16 protein-coding genes are annotated in these 20,167 nt (G+C 55.7%); 5 read left to right on the top strand and 11 right to left on the bottom strand.

What is annotated here, in order from left to right; translation table 11 throughout:
• Nucleotide 1 precedes the first annotated feature (1 nt).
• Entirely contained in the window at nucleotides 2–1,096 is a 1,095-nt protein-coding gene (locus tag KDC22_RS31250) for a response regulator (RefSeq protein ID WP_211721431.1), read from the top strand.
• A gap of 160 nt (nucleotides 1,097–1,256) precedes the next feature.
• On the opposite strand, the gene KDC22_RS31255 is transcribed toward KDC22_RS31250, so the two are convergent.
• Nucleotides 1,257–2,648 (bottom strand): WG repeat-containing protein, encoded by a 1,392-nt coding sequence (locus tag KDC22_RS31255; RefSeq protein ID WP_211721432.1) that lies wholly within the window; start codon nucleotides 2,646–2,648, stop codon nucleotides 1,257–1,259.
• Between the two features lie 335 nt (nucleotides 2,649–2,983).
• On the opposite strand from KDC22_RS31255, the gene KDC22_RS31260 reads away from it, so the two are divergent.
• Entirely contained in the window at nucleotides 2,984–3,661 is a 678-nt protein-coding gene (locus tag KDC22_RS31260; RefSeq protein ID WP_211721433.1) for a hypothetical protein, read from the top strand.
• Between the two features lie 344 nt (nucleotides 3,662–4,005).
• On the opposite strand, the gene KDC22_RS31265 is transcribed toward KDC22_RS31260, so the two are convergent.
• From KDC22_RS31265 to KDC22_RS31280, 4 genes are read right to left on the bottom strand one after another with little or no spacing between them, the layout of a single operon-like run.
• The gene (locus KDC22_RS31265) at nucleotides 4,006–4,245 is read right to left on the bottom strand and encodes a hypothetical protein (protein WP_211721434.1); all 240 of its coding nucleotides are present in this window, start codon (nucleotides 4,243–4,245) and stop codon (nucleotides 4,006–4,008) included.
• A gap of 1 nt (nucleotide 4,246) precedes the next feature.
• Nucleotides 4,247–5,674, bottom strand: a complete 1,428-nt coding sequence (gene hydA / locus KDC22_RS31270; RefSeq protein ID WP_211721435.1) for a dihydropyrimidinase — start codon at nucleotides 5,672–5,674, stop codon at nucleotides 4,247–4,249.
• 1 nt (nucleotide 5,675) lies between these two features.
• Nucleotides 5,676–6,965 (bottom strand): NAD-dependent dihydropyrimidine dehydrogenase subunit PreA, encoded by a 1,290-nt coding sequence (preA, locus tag KDC22_RS31275; RefSeq protein ID WP_211721436.1) that lies wholly within the window; start codon nucleotides 6,963–6,965, stop codon nucleotides 5,676–5,678.
• Nucleotides 6,966–6,997: 32 nt separating this feature from the next.
• The gene (locus tag KDC22_RS31280) at nucleotides 6,998–8,392 is read right to left on the bottom strand and encodes an NAD(P)-dependent oxidoreductase (RefSeq protein ID WP_211721437.1); all 1,395 of its coding nucleotides are present in this window, start codon (nucleotides 8,390–8,392) and stop codon (nucleotides 6,998–7,000) included.
• 334 nt (nucleotides 8,393–8,726) lie between these two features.
• Here KDC22_RS31280 and KDC22_RS31285 point away from each other — a divergent pair, with 334 nt between their 5' ends.
• A complete protein-coding gene (locus KDC22_RS31285; protein WP_211721438.1) occupies nucleotides 8,727–10,415 on the top strand; it encodes a PucR family transcriptional regulator in 1,689 nt (562 codons plus the stop codon).
• Here KDC22_RS31285 and KDC22_RS31290 read toward each other — a convergent pair.
• The 6 genes from KDC22_RS31290 to KDC22_RS31315 all read right to left on the bottom strand — a co-directional run bounded on the left by KDC22_RS31290 (nucleotide 10,381) and on the right by KDC22_RS31315 (nucleotide 17,017).
• Nucleotides 10,381–11,769 carry an aspartate aminotransferase family protein gene (locus tag KDC22_RS31290; RefSeq protein ID WP_211721439.1) on the bottom strand — a complete coding sequence of 463 codons (1,389 nt, stop codon included), beginning with the start codon at nucleotides 11,767–11,769 and terminating at the stop codon, nucleotides 10,381–10,383. The two genes, KDC22_RS31285 and KDC22_RS31290, sit on opposite strands and share 35 nt — an antisense overlap.
• Nucleotides 11,770–11,778: 9 nt before the next feature.
• Nucleotides 11,779–13,242 carry a CoA-acylating methylmalonate-semialdehyde dehydrogenase gene (locus KDC22_RS31295; RefSeq protein ID WP_211721440.1) on the bottom strand — a complete coding sequence of 488 codons (1,464 nt, stop codon included), beginning with the start codon at nucleotides 13,240–13,242 and terminating at the stop codon, nucleotides 11,779–11,781.
• A 21-nt stretch (nucleotides 13,243–13,263) separates the two neighbouring features.
• A complete protein-coding gene (locus KDC22_RS31300; protein ID WP_343221863.1) occupies nucleotides 13,264–14,370 on the bottom strand; it encodes an ABC transporter substrate-binding protein in 1,107 nt (368 codons plus the stop codon).
• Between the two features lie 150 nt (nucleotides 14,371–14,520).
• On the bottom strand, nucleotides 14,521–15,420 hold the full coding sequence (locus tag KDC22_RS31305) for an ABC transporter permease (RefSeq protein ID WP_211721441.1): 900 nt from the start codon (nucleotides 15,418–15,420) through the stop codon (nucleotides 14,521–14,523).
• Nucleotides 15,420–16,232, bottom strand: coding sequence for an ABC transporter permease (locus KDC22_RS31310; RefSeq protein WP_211721442.1), 813 nt, complete (start codon nucleotides 16,230–16,232; stop codon nucleotides 15,420–15,422). The genes KDC22_RS31305 and KDC22_RS31310 overlap by 1 nt, the downstream gene beginning before the upstream one ends.
• 2 nt (nucleotides 16,233–16,234) lie before the next feature.
• Nucleotides 16,235–17,017: an ABC transporter ATP-binding protein gene (locus KDC22_RS31315; protein ID WP_211721443.1), complete on the bottom strand. Its 783-nt coding sequence runs from the start codon at nucleotides 17,015–17,017 to the stop codon at nucleotides 16,235–16,237.
• A 403-nt stretch (nucleotides 17,018–17,420) separates the two neighbouring features.
• Here KDC22_RS31315 and KDC22_RS31320 point away from each other — a divergent pair, with 403 nt between their 5' ends.
• On the top strand, nucleotides 17,421–19,013 hold the full coding sequence (locus KDC22_RS31320; protein WP_211721444.1) for a histidine kinase N-terminal 7TM domain-containing diguanylate cyclase: 1,593 nt from the start codon (nucleotides 17,421–17,423) through the stop codon (nucleotides 19,011–19,013).
• Between the two features lie 290 nt (nucleotides 19,014–19,303).
• Nucleotides 19,304–20,149, top strand: coding sequence for a DUF72 domain-containing protein (locus KDC22_RS31325; protein ID WP_211721445.1), 846 nt, complete (start codon nucleotides 19,304–19,306; stop codon nucleotides 20,147–20,149).
• The last annotated feature ends 18 nt before the right edge of the window (nucleotides 20,150–20,167 follow it).

Genomic DNA, 20,167 nt, shown 5'->3' on the forward strand with positions numbered 1-20,167 from the left:
AATGGTAATTGATGACGAGCGGCCGGCACTGGAGCAGATGCAGGAACTGCTGCTCCAGTGCGAAGGCATCTCCTCTGTGCTGGCCTACGATAATCCGCGCGAAGCCTTCGCAGCCGCTGCCGAGCTGAAGCCGGACGTCCTGTTCCTCGACATCCAGATGCCTGAGCTGTCCGGTCTGGCATTTGCCGAGAAGCTGCTGCCCTTCTCCCCGGATACTGAAATCGTATTCGTAACGGCTTACCGGAATTACGCCGTTGAAGCCTTCGACCTGGCGGCGGTGGATTATCTGCTGAAGCCCGTTGATCCTTCGCGCCTGCTGAAGACCTGGAACAAGCTGCTCAGTAAGCGCACGGCGCCGGTAACAGCCGGGACAAGCCCGAAGACACCCGCCTTCCGTCTCCTGGGAGATTATGAATTGACCGGCCCTCACGGGTCCGTGAAATGGAGAACCCATAAGGCGCAGGAATTATTCGCTTATCTGTGGATTCACAGGCAGGGCAGCGTTAGCGTGATTCTGAATGATGTGTTTCCGCAGTGGAATTACGAGAAAGGCAAACAATATCTGCATACCACGGTCTACCAGATCCGCACCACCTTGAAGAAGGCGCTGCTGGAGAATCATATCGAGCTGACCTTCGACCGGGAGAACTATCGGCTGGAATCCAGGGGAATCGAAGGGGACACTGAACGGTTCCATGACGCAGCTACACTAGCACTCCAGCATAACCATCTGGAACCAATGCGGGAGGCTGCCGCCCTGTACACAGGGGATCTGCTCCGGTCGCTGGACAGCCTCTGGGTGTATTCCTCCCGCGACAAATACCGGCGGCTGTATCTCAAGCTGCTGGAGCAGCTTACTGTGGAACTCCTGCAGGCCGCAAGGCCGTATGAGGCCGAGGATTATGCGGTGCGCCTGACCGAGCTGGAGCCGCTGGAGGAGAGCTACACCCTGCGGCTGATCTCCCTCTATTACGAAATCGGCAAGCCGCTGCGCGCCCAGCGCACCTTCACCCAGTTCAGAGATTTCTATACCGCAGAGATGGGCGACAGCTTGCCGGACTGGTTCGTGGAAGCGTACCGGAGGTTGGGGAGATAGGGGCTGAATACGCCAGTGCTTCAATATGAGATTTCAATTGTTGGAAATACAATCATTAGAGCTAGCACTTGTCAAAGGTTCATGAAGAAAAGACGACGGTCCTCCACCATGCTGTGGAGGACCGTCGTCTTTTGTAATTGCAGCTATACTTGGATAAGTCTCATTTAGATTTCATACTCTGATTTTTCATCCATACAATCTGACCCTTCTTATTAAGATATACTTCCTCTTCATCATCACTACTATAGGCGTAGGACAGACCATTCTTAAAGTTATGGGCCCATGCCAATGTCGGCTGAATAACCCATGCGCCCGTTTTATTGATGAAGCCTGTCTTCCCTCCCGACTCCACTGCTGCAAGCCCCTCAGAAAAGTCGCCCGCCGCATCAAATTGATAGGGAATAATCAGCTTGCCTTTGGTATCTATATAACCCGATTTTCCGTTTACTTTAACGGTTGCTGCGCCTTCCGAAAAGGAGTGAGCTTCCTCATAGATAGCAGGAATCACCAGTTTCCCTTTATGGTCCATGAAGCCAACCTTAGTTCCCGCTCTAACAGCTGCCACTCCTTCTGAAAAGGACTCCCCCTTTGAATAATTTGCATTGAATAAGAATTCCCCTTTGTTATCAATATAACGAGAAATCCCATCTATTGTAACCAGCGCAGTTCCCTCATAGAAGTCCTTGGCACTGTCATATTGAGCCTTAATTACCAGTTTCCCCGTCGAATTGATATATCCATATTTACTCCCCACTTGGACCGCAGCCAATCCTTCGGAGAATTTGTTAGCTCGTTTAAACTGCGGTTGTATCACACTGGTTCCTGTAAGGTCCATATAACCATAGTTAGATATAGCATAGTTAGATGTCGTATCTAGCGTCCTATAAGCTGCCAGCCCTTCCGAAAAATCTTTGGCATCATAATAATTCCCCTTGGGAATCACTTTATAGCCTTGTTGATTGATGAATCCGTCAAATTTCGCATTTGCATAGACAATGGCCAGCCCTTCGTTAAAAGCATAGGCATCTGAAAACTTGGTTTGATAATCAATAACAATTTGGCCTTCCGCATCCATGTAACCGAATTTACCTCCGTTTGCTACCGGAAAAAGGTTTTGCTTAGCATATAGTGAGACAATCTGAGAATTCCCATACCACTTCACTTCGAGACCGCTGGCTTCTCCGATCAAACGAAGAGGTACAAATGTTACACCATCAATGATCTGCGGAGCTACTTGAAGGTTAGTGGGAGCTGCATTAATCCAAGCCGTATTTTGATTGATTACTAATTTAATAGTAGTGCCTGCCTTCTCCCCAGAAATGGTTTTACTTGCAGGATCATAGTTAACAGTGAAGCCCATTTTTGTGAATATTCCTTTAAAGGGAATCAGCACCGTATTATTTTTCATCATTGGGGAGTGCTCTCCTTGAATAGAAGCCCCGTATACCATCACTTTAATTCCACTCTTGGCAAAAACCGATTCTTGACTGACACATGCAATAATGAATACAGCAAGGAAAAAGGAACATGCCACTTTTATATATTTGCCCATACGCTACCCTTCAGCTCCTAATATCAATTATTTTCCAATTACAATAATTATACATTATTGCTGGCATTAAGCGTTACTTCGTCCAAGCCACGGAGGCAATAGGTTAGCGATCAGCACGCCGAAAAGACGACATCCACTTTGGCATTCACCGAGTGAAGGTCGTCCTGTTAACATGAAAGATTAATTATCCTGATATAATATTTCGATATTTTCTGCCAAAGTTCGACGTTTATCAGTGGTTTATCAGCGATTTATCAGTGACAATTGTTACCATTGTTCATATACAAGATCATTCTTGCACAGGGATGCATCATTATGGCTATGGAGGTTGTAACATGAATAAACGATTCAGTTTCAAAAAAGCGGTCAAAGGGATGAAGGTACTACCCCTTATGTTCTCGATGATTCGTGAGACCGCAATGGACACCACCGCACCTGCGATGTCTGTAGAGGTAACCACCGACAAAGAGGTCTACACGCCCGGAGAAGAAGTTACTGTACTGCTATATTTAAGAGACTTCGCACCGAATGACCGGGGTTACAGCTACTTCAACTTCATTATCCAATACGACAGCCAGGTGTTCCACAACCTCGAATATACGCAGCATTCCGTCTATACGGACGATAACTATACGGCTGGCAACGAAGTGAATAATCTATTCGAGTTCAATTTCCAGAACCCTGTGGATGGAAGTATCTATCTTGGCATGAACACGAGTATGCGGGGTATCGACATCCAGGTTGAAGCGAGCAGCAGACAGCATTCTATACCGGCAGTAGATCAGACCCTGGTAACGTTCAAGCTGCGTGTCAAAGAACAGACGCTCGCCTCCTCTTCCACAATCAGCCTCGCCAATGAATTCACCAGAATCAGAACCTCTGAAGCCGGCAGCAGCTTCTATCTCTACTCGCCCGATGTTACCGTAATCCCTCCGGCACCGGTGTTCATCACCCAATCCCCCTCCGTCTCCGTCTTCTCTTCAGGGTCCCGGTCTAACCCGCCGCTCCAGTAGAGCGCTAGCAGAGCATCAGAACCAAAGAGTGAATTCATTCATTTCAATACTACGGATGTGGCGATTTGCGGAAATGGATGAAGTCTAATCCGAAGAGAACGTTCAACGTTCAGTGATAGTTGTATAACGTACAATTAAAAACAGGGAAAAGGACAGATTATCTCCTATAACTGTAGTCTGTACAACTAAATCTGCCTGAAACGGTAAGAACCAAGGTACAGGCCGTATTTAATTGTATGGAATACAGTTAAACGGAGCATCGGTAGTAGATCAGACCATTTAGTGGTACAGAGTGCAATTAAGAGTAAGCATACCGCATGTACCTTAATTGAAGAAAAAGAGAGTCAAGAATAACTCTCCACCGCAGCAGCCGGCCTGAAGCCGCTGACCAGCAGCGCTGTCACATGCTTGCGTGCATCCGCTGTGAGCAGCAGCAGCTCTACCGGTTCTCCGGCCGGCTCACTGCGGATGAATGTAACCCGGGCGCCGTCCAGATCCTCATGTATACCGGTAATCGTATAACCCTGCCCGATAAGACTGTCGATTCTCTGCCGCTCCTGATCGAACTCTGCAAATGCTGACATCTCAGACCACTCCTCCGCTGATTTCTGCCTGGGCCGGGCGGGGAGCTTCGGCCTCGAAGCGCTTGCGGTGCAGGTATTTGCCCTTGCCTGCGGCACCGACGAACACCTTGTCGCGGATGACAAATTCACCCCGGCTCAGTACAGAGACTGGTTCCCCCTTGACCTCCATTCCCTCGAACGCATTATAATCCACCTTCATATGATGGGTCTCTGCGGACAGGATTCTCACTGCGGCCGGGTCGAAGATCACGAGATCGGCGTCGCTGCCCACAGCGATGGTGCCTTTTTGCGGGAACAGGCCGAACAGCCTGGCGCTTGCGGTTGCGATAATATCCACGAACTTGTTCAGCGTAATACGGCCCTTCTCTACCCCCTCGGAATAGAGGATACTGAACCGGTCCTCGATGGTGGGTCCACCGTTCGGAATCTTCGAGAAATCGCCCCGGCCCAGCTCCTTCTGACCCTTGAAGTTGAACGAGCACTGGTCGGAGCCGATGGTCTGCAGCGTGCCGCTCCAGAGGGCATCCCACAGCACCTCCTGGTTCCACTGCTCGCGCAGCGGAGGAGACCAGACATACTTGGCGCCTTCGAAGTCCGGCTTCTCAAGCGCCGACTGGTCCAGCACCAGATACTGCGGGCAGGTCTCGCCGTAGACTCGCAGCCCTTTCTTGCGGGCTTCGGCAATCTTCCAGGCCGCTTCCGCACACGTTACGTGTACCACATAGAGCTGAGAATCCGTCAGTCCGGTCAGATACGCCGCCCGGCCGGTAGCCTCCCCCTCCAGCTCAGGCGGACGGGTCAGGGCATGATAGACCGGGTCGGTATGCCCTGCGGCCAGCGCCTGGTCCACCAGATATTCGATCACATCGCCGTTCTCGGCATGTACCATAACCAGCGCCCCTTCGCGCTTCGCCGCCTGCAGTGTCTTGTACAGCACGCCGTCATCGGCCTGGAACGTGTTCTTGTAGGCCATGAACACCTTCAGGGAGGTGATGCCCTCCTGCTCAATAATCTGCGGCAGCTCTTCTAGCACCTTGTCATTCAGTTCTGATACCATCAGGTGGAAGCTGTAGTCGATGACCGCCCGGTCCTGCGATTTATGATGCCAGGTATCCACGGCCTGCTGGAGCGGCTGGCCCTTGGCCGTCAGGCAGAAATCAATCACCGTTGTGGTTCCGCCATAAGCGGCGGCAATCGTGCCACTCTCGAAGTCGTCGGCGGTGACCGTACCGCCAAAAGGCATATCCAGATGGGTATGCGGGTCAATGCCGCCCGGAAAGACATAACAGCCGGAAGCGTCAATGATCTCCGCTCCCGGCGCTTCCAGATTCAGGCCGATTCCGCTGATGATTCCGTCTTCAATCAGGATATCCCCGGTATACGTGTCCGCCGCTGTGACGATAGTTCCGTTCTTGATGATCTTCTTCATCCTACACCACCTCCGCTTCCGAATAAGAACCGTTGACTCCGCTAATGATCCGGCTGCGCTGATTCCAGCTCATCGGGGCCAGCCCGCTGTCCAGGGCAACCATATCAATGGCACCGTCTGCGGGGCAGACAATCGAACACAGATTGCAGCCTACACAATCCTCCTCGCGTACTTGCAGAATGGCCTTGCCCTCCGCATTCGTCAGCATGTCGATACATTGATGCGAGGCGTCCTCACAGGCAATATGGCACTTATTGCAGTTGATGCAGTTCTCCTCGTTGATCCGTGCAACCACCTTATAGTTGAGGTCAAGATCGCCCCAGTTAGAATACCTGGGCAACGATTGGCCGATCAGCTCTGTGACCGAAGCCAGCCCCTTCCCGTCCAGGTAATGGTTCAGCCCGTCGATCATCTCTTCCACAATTCTGAAGCCATGATGCATAACGGCTGTACAGACCTGAATCCCTGTCGAGCCCATCAGCATGAATTCTACGACATCCTGCCAGGTGGAGATGCCGCCAATGCCGGAGATCGGCACACCGACTTCACGGTCACGGGCACATTCGGCCACCATGCTGAGGGCAATCGGCTTGACCGCCGGGCCACAATAGCCGCCGTGCGCCCCCTGGCCGCCGACATTCGGAATCGTGTTCCAGCTATGGATATCCACTCCGGCCAGGCTGTTGATCGTGTTGATTAGGCTGATCGCATCCGCGCCGCCCTTGACGGCATGACGGGCCACGACGGTAATGTCGGTGATATTCGGCGTGAGCTTCACGATGACCGGCGTGGTGGCCACTTCCTTCACCCAGGCTGTCTGCGCCAGCACCAGATCAGGCTGCTGGCCGGAAGCCGCGCCCATTCCGCGTTCGGCCATGCCGTGCGGACAGCCGAAGTTCAGCTCCAGGCCGTCTACGCCGATAGCCTCGACACGCTTGACAATCTCATGCCACTTCTCCCGCTTCGGCTCCACCATCAGGGAGGCGATAATCGCGTGGTCCGGGAATCTTCGCTTCGTCTCATAGATCTCCTTCAGGTTGACCTCCAGCGGACGGTCGGTAATCAGCTCGATATTGTTGAACCCCGCTACACGCTGTCCGCCGAAATGAACGGCGGCAAACCGCGCAGAGGTGTTGATGACCGGCTCGCCCAGCGTCTTCCACACCGCGCCTCCCCAGCCTGCTTCGAACGCACGCTGTACCTGATAACCGGTATTGGTAGGCGGCGCAGAGGCCAGCCAGAACGGATTCGGTGACTTGATACCTGCAAATTCAATACTGAGATCTGCCATGGATATTCCCTCCCTGTCCTATGAAATCCGCTCTATACAGCTGAGCCAACCACGCTGTCCGGATAGCCGGACCACTTCTTCATAATCGCCCTGGCGACATCCTTACCCTGCCGGGCTGCGGACACTACCATAGCCTCCCCGCCCGAGCCTGCGCCGAAGACAATATCCCCGGCGGCATAGATCTGCGGATCAGAGGTGCGGCCGGTCTGCGCATCAATCTTCACCACACCCCGGTCATGCTCAAGCCCCAGCGCTTCAATGAGTCCAACCCGCCGCTTCTGTCCGATGGCCACCACTACAGCATCCACCGGCAGCAGGAATTCTGAGCCCTCTACCGGCATTGGAGCAAAGCGCCCATCCGGCCCGGTCTCGCCGGTCAGCTTCATCTGCACACATTCCAGGGCCGTGACATTCCCCTGCTCATCGCCGATGATCTGCTTCGGCAAAGTCAGCCAATTGAATTCCACGCCCTCCTGCTTGGCGAATTCATATTCAAAGTCATACGCCGTCATCTCCCCGCGGGTCCGGCGGTAGACCATCTTCACATTCGCAGCGCCGAGCCGTACCGAGCAGGTAGCGGCATCAATCGCCGTATTGCCTGCCCCGATGACAGCCACACGCCGGCCCATCAGCTCCAGGGCAGGAATCCCGGTCTTCGTGGTCTCCACCAGCTCGATCGCATCATAGACACCGGACAGCCTCTCGCCCTCGATGCCCAGCGGAGGGACATAGCCCATTCCGGCGGCCAGCACAATGACATCATACCCGGCCTTCAGCTCCTCCACCGAGACATCCACCCCCACCTTCATTCCCGTGCGGATCTCTACGCCCAGCTTCTCCACCTGCTCCACTTCCCAGAGGGAGATGGCCTGCGGCAGCCGGAAGGATACGATTCCGTGGGTATCAAGGCCGCCCGCCAGCGGCTTCGCTTCATAGATCACCACCCGGAAGCCTTCCCGCGCCAGCTCTCTGGCAGCCGACAGCCCTGCCGGTCCGCCGCCGATTACGGCAACACTCACACCGTTAGGCTCCCCCGCCCGGAAGAGCTGAACCCCGCTGTGCATCGCCCAGTCCGTGGCATAGCGCTGGAGCAGGCCAATCTGAATCGGCTCCGATACATCATTCAGCACGCAGGCCCCCTCGCACAGCTCCTCCGTCGGACAGACCCGGGCGCAGCTCGCACCGACAGGATTGGAGTCCATGATCGTCTGGGCCGAACCTCTCAGATTGTCCGTAGCGATTCTTCGGATGAAGGAAGGGATGTTGATGCTGGTGGGGCAGGCCTTGATACATGGCGCATCATAACAATACAGACAGCGGTTGGATTCCTCGATTGCCCCCTTGCGGGTAAGCCCAGGCTCCGCCTCGGCAAAGTTACGCATGAACATGTCAGGAGTGAATGTCGTTAACGGTGAAGTACGCTCCATCGGGTATCCCTCCTTTTGTATGAGTAGCTTCCACTTTCGAACCAACTTTGTGTTATATAATATAACATTATTACGATGATCGCCTTAATATTTTACTTACTTGTTAGGATTATTGTAGTAAAATGAACTTCAGTCCAATAAAATCTTAATCACACTCCATTTAAAGTCATGTTTACTGACATATCATATTCAAACTATAGTCAATTCGTTTTTTCGTTACACTAGACAGATTGTCTAATTTCAAAAGCCTATTTTTTACCTGTGAGAAGGGTCTGAGAACGGAGAGACTGGCAGAACACGCAGCTATAGAACTATGTTAACGAGGGGGAAGCTTATGGATTGGGAACTTGTATTTACGATCCGCGATGCGCTGAAGCGGCCGCTCTTCACAGATGCCGAGCTGATCGGGGGAAGCAACGGCCTGAACCGGACCGTCCGCTGGGTGCATGTGCTGGAGAGCGCAAGCCTGGAGAGCCTGATACACGGGGAGGAGATGATTCTGACCACCGGAATGAGCGCAAGCACGGACCTGTCCGCCGCCTTGTCCTTCATGCAGAATCTGATCAACAAGAATGCCGCCTGCCTGTGTATTGAGCTGGGAGCCTGCTTCAGCGCCATTCCGCAGGAGATGGTGGATCTGGCCGACCTGCACGACTTTCCGCTGATCCAGTTCACCCGCACCGTACGTTTCGTAGACATTACGCTCGACCTGCATTCCCTCATCATCAACCGCCATCACCGTATGCTGCAGGAGCTGGAGAGCATCTCCCGGGAATTCCACCGGCTGACGCTGACCTCGCAAGGAACCGTTAAGGTCCTGCAATTATTATGCAAAAGCACCCGCACACAGCTCCTCTATATGCAGTTGCAGGGCAAACCGCTGTTCTTCCCGGCGCTGGCGCCCGAGGAGCAGCAGCCGCTGCTGGACTTCTTCGAGACCTTCCGCGAAGAGATGGAGGGCGCACAGCCGGATGCCGCCCCTAAGCTCCGCGAATACGGCCAGAAGACCATTGCCGTGAAGCCGGTCGGGGCGCTGGACCAGACCTGGGCCTACATCCTGATGGTCTGCCCGCATAAGCCGCAGGAATTCGACTGTCTGCTGCTGGATTCCGCCTCCCTGTCCATCGCCCAGGAGCTGCTGCGCACGCGGTATATGGAGGAACGGAAGCTTTTCTCGGAGAATCTGTGGGTGGATGAGCTGGTCGGGGGACGTTATGCAGATGAGCACCGGCTGAAGGGACTGATCGGGCCCGACTTCAACCTGGTCAATGAGCTGCCCTACCGGGTGTGCCTGATCGAGATTGAGAATCCCCGTGACGTCAGATGGAACAGCTCGGAGAATGACTGGGAATCCATTACCTTTCACCTCTCGCTCGTTCTGCGCTCTATCTTCGAGAAGTATTCCCTCCGGCCGCTGATTACCCTGAAGAACAACCGGCTGACCGTCATTGCGCTGGATCTCCAGTCCAAGCTGCCCGGGAAGCTGCGCCTGCAGCAGGCACTGGATGCCCTGCAGCATATCCGTGCAGATGAGAAGCTGAAGGACCTGCAGCTCGTCACCGGAGTCAGCAAGTCCCACAGAGGTCTGAAGCATGCCCATGCCGGATACCAGGAAGCCGTACAAGCGCTGTCTCTCTATTCTTGTTACCAGAAGCCGGTCCTCATGTATGAGGAATTGGGCGTCTTCCAGCTGCTGCTGAGCCTGAACGACGGCAAGACGCTGGAGAGCTTCATCCGCAGCTATCTCGGCCCGCTGATTGATCACGACGAGGCGAAGGGCAGCGAGCTGCTGCTGACCCTGCGCGTCTATCTCGACCACGACGGCTCGAAGCAGATCGCCGCCCGCAGCCTGTTCATCGTACGGCAATCGCTCTACTACCGGCTGGACAAAATCACCGAGCTGCTCGGCGAGGACTTCATGCTCCCGGAGAACCGGATCTCCATTCAGGTTGCCCTGCGGGCTTACCAGTTCCTGTACCCGGAGAAGTTCACTCTGCCCAGCTCCCGTTCAGCACAGCTGTGAAGGTATTGATAATGAACTGTATATCTTCATCTGTCGAGGATAACGGAGGAGCGAAGGTGAGGACGTTGTTAAAGCCCGCCACCGTATCCCCGTTCTTGCCGATGATCAGCCCTTTGGACTTACATTCCGCGATAATCCCCTTGACGATGCCAAGGTCAACGGGCTGCTTGGTGGCCTTATCCGCCACCAGCTCGATGCCGATCATCAGGCCGAAGCTGCGGATATCGCCTACCAGCCTGTGATCCCGCAGGCTGGCGAACTCATCTGTCAGCCTGCGGCCCAGCAGCTCCGCGCGTTCGACCAGCTTCTCCTGCTCCAGTATCTCCAGGTTGCGCAGCGCGAGCGCGCAGGCAGCCGGATTGCCGCCGAAGGTGTTCACATGACGGAAGTGTCCGTAATCATCGCTGTTGTCCTTGAAGGCCTCATAGATCTCCTTGCGCACAGCGGTGGCCGACAAGGGCAGATAGGCACTCGTCAGGCCCTTCGCCATCGTCACAATATCGGGCTTCATCCCGAAGTTGTGGTGTCCGAACCTGCGGCCGGACCGCCCGAAGCCGCAGATCACCTCGTCGATAATCAGCAGCACGCCGTGGGTACGGCAGATCTGCTGGACCCGGTCCATATAGACCTGATGCGGCACAATTACACCGCCTCCGGTAATCACCGGCTCCATAATGACCGCCGCCACAGACTCTGCACCTTCCCAGACGATCATATCTTCAATCGCCTGCGCACACTGGAGGTTGAACGCTTCTTCCGTCATCCCGTCCGGACGGCGGTAGCTGTCGGGGGGCGCCACATGCAGGAAGCCGCCGCTGAGCGGCTCATATTTGTATTTGCGCTGGGCCTGCCCGGTTGCCGCCAGGGAACCGAGCGAGCTTCCGTGATAGCCCCGGTAGCGGGCAATGAATTTATGGCGGTGAGGCTGGCCGGTCTGCTGCTGGTACTGGCGGGCGATTTTGAAGGCTGCTTCATTGGCCTCCGAACCGCTGTTGGAGAAGAAGATGACATACTCATCCCCCAGCCATTCATTCAGCTTCTCGGCTAAGGCAATTGCCGGCATATGGCTCTGGGTCAGCGGGAAATACGGCAGGGCCAGCAGCTGGTTGTACGCCGCTTCCGCCAGCTCCTTGCGCCCGTACCCCACATTTACGCACCACAGCCCGGACATCCCGTCCAGATAAGAATTGCCGTCAATATCGGTAACCCAGGAGCCGCTGGCGGAGGCCGCAATCATCGGCGGATTCTGTTCACTGTAAGGGGTCATGCTATGCCACAAATACTGCTGATCCTTCTTAACCGCCTGCCCGCTGTCCTTGCCCAGACTCTGCACGGCACTCACTCCTCTCGGCATTCCTATCCTTTAGTAACGTGCGGTGACCATTTTCTTGCGGGTATAGAATTCAACGCCGTCACGGCCGCCCACATGCAGATCCCCATAGAACGACTTCTTGTACCCTGAGAAGGGGAAGAACGCCATCGGAGCAGGCACGCCCAGATTAACGCCCAGCATTCCGGCATCGGTCTCTTCACGGAACTCACGGACCGCCTTGGCGCTGTCGGTATAGATGCAGGCTCCATTGGCAAAAGAGGACTCATTCGTCACCGCTATCGCCTCCGCCAGGTCCTTCACGCGCACCACCGCCAGCAGCGGTGCGAAAATCTCGTCACGCCAGATCGCCATGCCCGGCTGCACATGGTCGAAGATCGTCGGGCCGAGGAAGTAGCCGTTGCCGGAGGCTGCAGCATCCTTCCGTCCGTCCCGGACCAGTTCCGCCTGTTCGGCCAGCCCGGTCTCGATATAGGCTATCGTCCGGTCTTTATTCGATTGCCGGATGACCGGCCCCAGGAATACACCGTCTTCCGTGCCGTCCCCGATCTTCAGCCCGTCGGCTGCGGCAACAATCCGGCTCACCAGCTCATCGGCAATCTCCTCCTGCACAACAACCACGGAACAGGCCATGCAACGTTCACCCGCCGAGCCGAAGGCTGCGGAGATGATGTTCTTCACCGCATGGTCCAGATCGGCATCCGGCAGCACAATCGAATGATTCTTCGCTCCGGCCAGCGCCTGAACCCGTTTGCCATGCGCCGTCCCTTCCTTATACACATACTCGGCCACCGGCTGCGAGCCGACGAAGGTAATCGCCTTCACTGCTTCATGCGTAAGCAGGCCATTCACCACCTCCTGCGCCCCATGCACCACATTCAGCACCCCCGGCGGGAAGCCCGCTTCGGCGAACAACTCCGCCAGCCGGTTCACCAGCAGCGGCGTCCGCTCGGAGGGCTTCAGTACAAAGGTATTGCCGCAGGCCACCGCCAGCGGGAACATCCAGCAGGGCACCATCATCGGGAAGTTGAACGGGGCAATGCCGCCCACAACTCCCAGGGGATAACGGAACATGCCGGACTCTACGCCTGTCGCGATATCCGGCAGCTGGCTGCCCATCATCAGCGTGGGAGCGCCGGCGGCGAATTCCACACATTCGATGCCGCGCTGCACCTCGCCCAGCGCTTCCTCCAGGCTTTTGCCGTTCTCCAGCGTAATCAGCTCCGCCAGCTCCCTCCAGTGCTGCACCAGCAGCTGCTGGTACTGGAAGAAATAGCGGGCCCGGCGCGGGACGGCCACTCTTTTCCACGAGCTATAGGCTTCGGAAGCCGCCTGCACTGCTGCATCCAGCTCCTCGCGGCTGGAGATCGGCACATAGGCGATCACTTCACCCGTTGCCGGATTGAACACTTCTTCCTGCTGCCCGGACGAGGACTCCACCCAAGCCCCGTTGACATAGTTCTTCACTGTACCGGCCTGCCCGATAAGCAGAGACATGGTCTGCACCTCTTTCCCTGTTTATTTGGCCGCCATTTCCACAATTTCGTTCGTATATGCCGTATTCATATCGGCCGCTGTCTTGATGACACCGAATTTAAGCGCAATATCGGCGGTCTGCTGGAACGCGGCCGCATCCGTGTAGCCTAGCTTGGAAGCATCGAAGCCCTCCGGCTGGATCAGCTTGGCAACCTCCGTCATCATCGTGAGCTGATGCTCCCTGGTTGTACTGCCCTCCTCCGCAAGCTTCATCACACTATCCACCGCCGCTTCCGGGTCCGCTATCGCATCCGCCCAGCCCTTCAGGGAGGCACGGACGAACTTGGCGGCCGTCTCCTTGTTGGCTTCCAGCCATTCCTTATTGGCGAACAGATTGTCTTCAAGCATCGCCACACCCTCATCATTCATGTCGATCACACTCAGCTCCTCGGCCTTGATGCCCGACTCCAGCACCACCTGGTATTCGTTATAAGTCATAGCCGAAGCAGCATCAAGCTCACCGCCGAGGAACTGGTCCATCGTGAAGCCCTGCTTGGTGAAGTTCAGATCCTTGCCCGAATCCAGCTTATATTTATCCAAAAGCGCCAGGATCTCAAACTCATTCCCGCCCATCCAGTTGCCAACCTTCTTGCCCTTCAGGTCAGCTGGTGTAGTAATGCCCGCTTCCTTCTTGGATACCAGCACCAGCCCGCTCTTCTGGAAGATCTGGGCGATCTGCACCAGTGGCATCTCCTGCTCCTGGCTGGTCAGCAGGCTCGCTACCCAGTCCACACCGATGTCGGCTGAACCGCCGGCCACCTGCTGCTCAGGCACGATATCCGGACCGCCCGGCAGAATCTCAACCTTCAGTCCCTCTGCGGCATAATAACCTTTGTCCTGCGCCAGGAAGTAGCCTGCGAACTGGGCCTGCGGCACCCATTTGAGCTGAAGCTTCACGGTTACCGGCTCCGCTCCCGGTTCTGCGGATGCTGCCGGTTCCGGCGCGCTTGCCGCATTCCCTCCCGTGGCTTCCGCCGCCGGAGTATTGGCAGCATTATTGCCGCCGCAGCCCGCGAGTAACGCCATCAGCATGAGGAACGATGCCACCCATAACCCGCCACGTAATTTGCCCTGTTGACCTCTCATCATAGCAACTCCCCCACCACTCAAGTTTTGGTATTCCTGCCTAACACAGCACGGTTACACTCTTGTTGCTCTATACACACGCTCATGCGGTGACGGCTTCTCTCTATTCCGTCAGTGCACAAGCCGGATGTAACAGGTACACGGTTACCGGCATTACGCACGCCGGGAGGGGTGCCACTTGATGAATACTCTCTCCAGCCGTTCAACCACCAGGTAAAAGACGACTCCAGCTATGGCCGCAAGCACGATGCAGGACCAGCCCAGCGGCATCTTCGCCACCTTGATCGAGTTCGAGAGCAGATAACCCAGCCCCCGCGAGGAGAAGAAGAACTCCCCGACAATCGCTCCAATCATACTGGCCGTGGTATTGATCTTCAGAGCAGTGAACACATACGGCAGACTGTTCTGAATCCGCAGATGGCGGAATACCGCAGGTTTGCCTGCCGCATAGGAATGCATCAGATCCAGCGCCAGCGGGTCAACAGCGGCCATGCCCTTGTAGGCATTGATCGCCATCGCCGCCATCGTGGTCGCGGTAACAATCGCAGCCCTTGAGCCGATGCCGTCTCCGAACCACAGGTTCATGATGGGCGCGAGCGCCACAATCGGCACGGCATTCAGCGCAGCTACCATGCTCAGGCTGCCTCCGCCCCAGCGGGGCCAGGCCGTTGCCGCCAGGGCAATCAGAAAGCCGCAGCCCGAGCCGATCAGCATACCAAGGACAGCTTCAGCGAGGGTATATCCGGTGTAGGAGAGCAGCAGACTGAGATTGTCCCGCATCGCTTCAGCAATGGCGGAAGGCAGCGGCAGCTGATACTTCTTCAGATCGAAGAGGCGGTGGAACACCTGAACCTCCCACAGCACCAGGAATATCACCCCGGCCAGGAGGGGAAGAAGGATTCCGGGATTCAGTAGCTGCAAGGGACGGCGGGAATTCTTTTGTCTCCCCGGTTCCGATGAAATCCGGTTGTTAGCTGCCGGGTTTGGAGCAGAATCCGCTTCAGTGCCGGTAGAAGTAATGAATGGAATATCCGGTACAGAATTGCTTGCCATCAGCGGCTCCCTCCTTGGGGACGGAACTCCGGCTGCCAGGGGGCTGCCAGACGTTCTACCAGACTCATCAGCCCGTAGCTTGCCATGCCGAGCAGGGCGCCGACCAGGACCGTGGACCAGAACATGTAGGTATGGGAGGGGCCGTAGTAGAGATTGCGGAGCATAAGAACGCCGATTCCGTGCTGCGCACCCATCAGCTCAACGAGAATAGCGCCCGTTACAGCGAGCGGCGCAGCAATCTTAAGCCCGCTGAACAATCCGGGCAGCGCGGCCGGGAACCTCAGCTTCCAGTAGACAGCCCATGGCTTGGCAGCGTAGGAATGCATCAGCTCCAGTGCAGAGAGGTCCACACTCCGCAGGCCGCGCAGCATGTTAAGCGCCACCGGGAAGAAGGTGATATAGCCGGAGATGAGAATCCGCGATACCTGTTCATCCCGCACAATGCCGTAAATAATCGGCGCAAGGCCCAGAATAGGAATCATCTGGGAAGCAACTGCATAGGGGAAGGCCAGCTGCTCTATCGTCCGGGACAGGCTCATCAGCACGGCCAGCAGCACTCCTGAGAGCGCTCCGATCAGGAAGCCCACCCCGGCGTTGCCGAAGGTGGCTCCCCCTTCCCGGAGAAGTGTACCACTGTACTTCCACAAGGCGGACGCCACCTCATGGACATAAGGCAGCTTGGACTGGGCCAGCGGCGTCTTCGCTATATTGAGCAGCCACCAGGAGACCGCCTCCCACAGAACCAGCAGGCCGGAGATCCAGACGAACAGCGGCAGCACACGCCCCCGCATAAATGCACGGTTCAGCTTCATGCCTACACCCCTTCGAAGCTGCCGCGGATGCGCGCGATCAGTTCAAAGAATTCCGGGGCGTTCCTCATCTCCGCCGTACGCGGACGCGGCAGCGGAATGTCTACAACCGCCGAGAGTCTTCCCGGATGCGGAGATAACACGAATACTCTGTCCGACAGGAAAATGGATTCGGGAATGCTATGGGTCACGAAGACGATGGTGCTCTGTACCTTGCTCCAGACGGCGAGCAGCTCTTCATTCAGCCGCTCCCGCGTGAATTCATCCAGCGCCGAGAAGGGTTCATCCATGAGCAGAATTTCCGGCTCCATCGACAGTGCCCTGGCTATGGCTACGCGCTGCTGCATCCCCCCGCTGAGCTGCCAGGGATACTTGTCTGCGAATCCCTGCAGGCCGACGAGATCAAGCAGCTCCAGCGCTTTATCCTCACGGACGGATCTCTTGACCCCAAGCAGCTCCAGCGGCAGCGTGATATTGTGCCTGACCTTCCGCCAGTCATACAGCACGGGACTTTGAAAGACAATCCCGTATTTCTGGGCCAGCCTGGCCTCTCTGGCACTTTTACCGGCTACTCGAATCCGGCCCGCCGTTGGTGTTATAAGATCTGCCATCAGCCTCAGCAGGGTAGTCTTTCCGCAGCCCGAGGGACCCAGCAGGGAGACGAATTCCCCTTTGGCAATATCGAGACTCACCTGATGCAAGGCCAGCACATCCGCCGTATCCGTCCGGTAACGCATTTCAACATGATCCAGCTGGATCTCAGGAATTTCTGTTGCTATTAATGACATCTCCCGTTCCCCCTCCACGCCTGAATCTATTTAATGTCAAATAACCTATCTCAACAACCTTATTCATCGTGTATTTCCCTGATTCATGTAGGATTAATTAACATGTTACACTTTGCGCTCCATTCCCACATTAGACAAAGCGTAACATTGAGGCTGTGAAATTCCGTCACTTTGTCTAGGGGCCGCTGGCAGTGTAAATAATAGAGCATTGTGCCGATAAAAATAGTAACCATTTACCACCCGTAAACACCCGGCGCACCCCGCTGTTCCAGACCGGCCATCCCATGTCATCTATGCGGATGTGTGATATCATTTAACTGCATCTATAGTACTGTATCTAATCCTTTGTTCAGGAGACCATCACAATGTCCAATGCTCATCCCAACACATGGAGGCGCGCCCCATGGAATCCATGATTTCCAATTACATCATCATCGTCTCCATCTCCGGTGTGCTGAGCGCATTGCTCGCCCTGTTTGCTTTTTACAGGAAGACCGATTTCACGGGACTTAACGCCTTCATCATCAGCTCCGCTGCTTCGGCGGTATATACCTTCGCCTTCGCTCTTGAACTCTCTGGAAGCTCGATGGAAGAAATTAAGTTCTGGATCAAGCTGGAGTATCTCGGAATGCCCTATATCGCCCCTTCCAGCCTGCTGATGATTATGCACTTCGTAGGTCTGGAGCGGCTAGTCTCCAAAAAACTGCTGGTCCTCCTATACTCGGTCCCATTGGTCTCCAGCGTGCTTGTCTGGACCAACGATGCCCATCACCTGTTCTATCAGTCCATCTATTTCCGGGAAGGCGCGCCTACGCCGCTGGTGGACATCGTCATGGGCCCCTGGTATATCGTGCAAGGCAGCCTGACCTTCGGGTGTATGCTCGCCGGGATGTGTCTGATTCTCTGGCGCTGGGGCCGGATGAGACGGGCTTATCTGCGGCAGATGCTGATCATTTTCGTCGGGCAGTTCCTTCCCGCCCTCGGAGCGTTCCTCTACCTGATGGACCTGACCCCTTATGGAATGGACCCTGTACCAGTGGTGATGAGCGTAACCTCGGCGCTATATATATGGGCCATTCTCTCCCGGGGGATGCTGACCGCCGCACCGATTGCCCGCGAGAATCTGTTCGAGAGCATGCGTGACGGCGTACTGGTCACCGACCTCTCCGACAAGCTTGTAGACTATAACCGGGCGGCTGCCGAGATGCTGCAGGATCTGGATGCCTCGGCCATCGGCCGCCCGCTGGCCCAGCTGTTCCTGCCTGCGGGCAAGGAGGCTGTCGATTATGTGATGAATTCCAATCCGCAGGACAGTGACGAGCAGGAGATTGTCTGGCATATCGGCGCAGAGGTCCGTTACTATCAGATCCGTTCCTCTCCGGTGCAGAAGCAAGGCGGGCATCTGGCCGGGCGGATGATCATGCTGATTGATGTGACAGAACGCACCTTACTCCAGGAAAAGCTGCTGCAGCTGGCCACCATCGACAGCCTGACCGGCATCTACAACCGGACTCACTTCATGGAGCTGAGCCGGCAGCGGCTGAAGGAAGCCGCCGAAGCGGCCGCCCCCTTCTCGATCATCCTGCTGGATATTGACTTCTTCAAGAGCATTAATGACCGCTATGGGCATCAGATTGGAGATATGGCATTGCAGCATGTAGTAGGGGTATGCCGCCTTCATGTGCGGGAGGAGGATGTCTTCGGACGGTATGGAGGCGAGGAATTCGTCTTGAGCCTGCCGGGAACGGCCTTGAAGCAAGCCGCCCTGATCTCCGAGCAGATGCGCAGGGATATCGAACAGAGCACCTTCTCCACGCTGACCGGAGCGATCCGTGTCACGGCAAGCTTCGGTGTGGCCGAGGCCTTCCGCCACCCTATATCGCTCGAAGAGCTGCTCTCCGAAGCCGACCACGCGCTCTACTCCTCCAAGGGGAACGGCCGCAATACCGTCCACCTGTCCAGCGGCTCCTCCATCACCAGGTTCAAGCCTATGTGATGGAGGCTGCTTCTGAACCTGGCGTCCCCTGGGCACCTCCCTCCCCATTTCTGCATAAGGTAACAGAATAAAAGACATTCCGCCGGGTATATCTGCCTGCTCTTTTGGTGATAACAGCACCCATAGCAGCCTTTTTACTCACGGCACTGGTATCCAATCCTTTCCTTATGCCACTCTAATATCCGCCGTGCAACTCTTGCGATTGTTTGCCTTGTGGGGTTTTCAGTTTAATAAGAGTTAGCCGATCCGCTCGGCCGAAATTCAGGCATATGTGAAACGGAGGGGGTACTATGATTAAGATTGGGCTAACCGGCTTCGGAGACCACGAGGAGCTGTACGGCAAAATCAAACCTGCCGACCGCCTGCCCGCCTACAGCGCCTATTTTCCCATCGTAGAAATTGACAGCTCCTTCTATGCGGTTCAACCGGTCAAAAATTACGAAAAGTGGGTCAATCAGACGCCAGAGACATTCAAATTCATTGTGAAGGCCTATCAGGGTATGACCGGACATCTCCGGGGCAAAAAAAATTACTATGATACACCGGAGGAGATGTACCAGGCTTTCCATACCTCCATCGCCCCGGTCCGTTCCGCGGGGAAGCTGGCTATGGCCCTGTTTCAATTCCCGCCCTGGTTCGACTGCACCAAGGACAATGTGGATTTCCTGCGTGAAGCGAAGGAGCGGCTGCTGGATGTGCCCGCCGCTATCGAATTCCGTAATGATTCCTGGTACAGCCCTGACATGCGCGCCAGAACACTCCAATTCCTGGAGCAGGAGGGCTGGGTTCATACGATAGCCGATGAACCGCAGGCCGGTTCAGGCTCGATCCCGATTGTGCCTGTTGCCACCCGGCCGGATCTAACCTATGTAAGACTGCACGGCCGCAACACTTCAGGCTGGAACCAGAGCAGCCACCCGGATTGGCGTAAGCTGCGCTATCTGTACCGCTACAGCACCGCAGAGCTGACGGAATGGCGTGACCGGCTGCTGGAGCTGGAGCAGACCTGTAAGGATATTTATGTGGTTTTCAATAATAATTCTGCCGGGGATGCCACTCCCAATGCCCTGGAGCTGCAATCGCTGCTCGGCATCGACGGCGGATTGGCTCCGCGCCAGCTGGACTTGTTCACCTGATGTACAGAGGTCTACATA

This window comes from Paenibacillus tritici (assembly GCF_018207515.1).
Taxonomy (GTDB): domain Bacteria; phylum Bacillota; class Bacilli; order Paenibacillales; family Paenibacillaceae; genus Paenibacillus_AQ; species Paenibacillus_AQ tritici.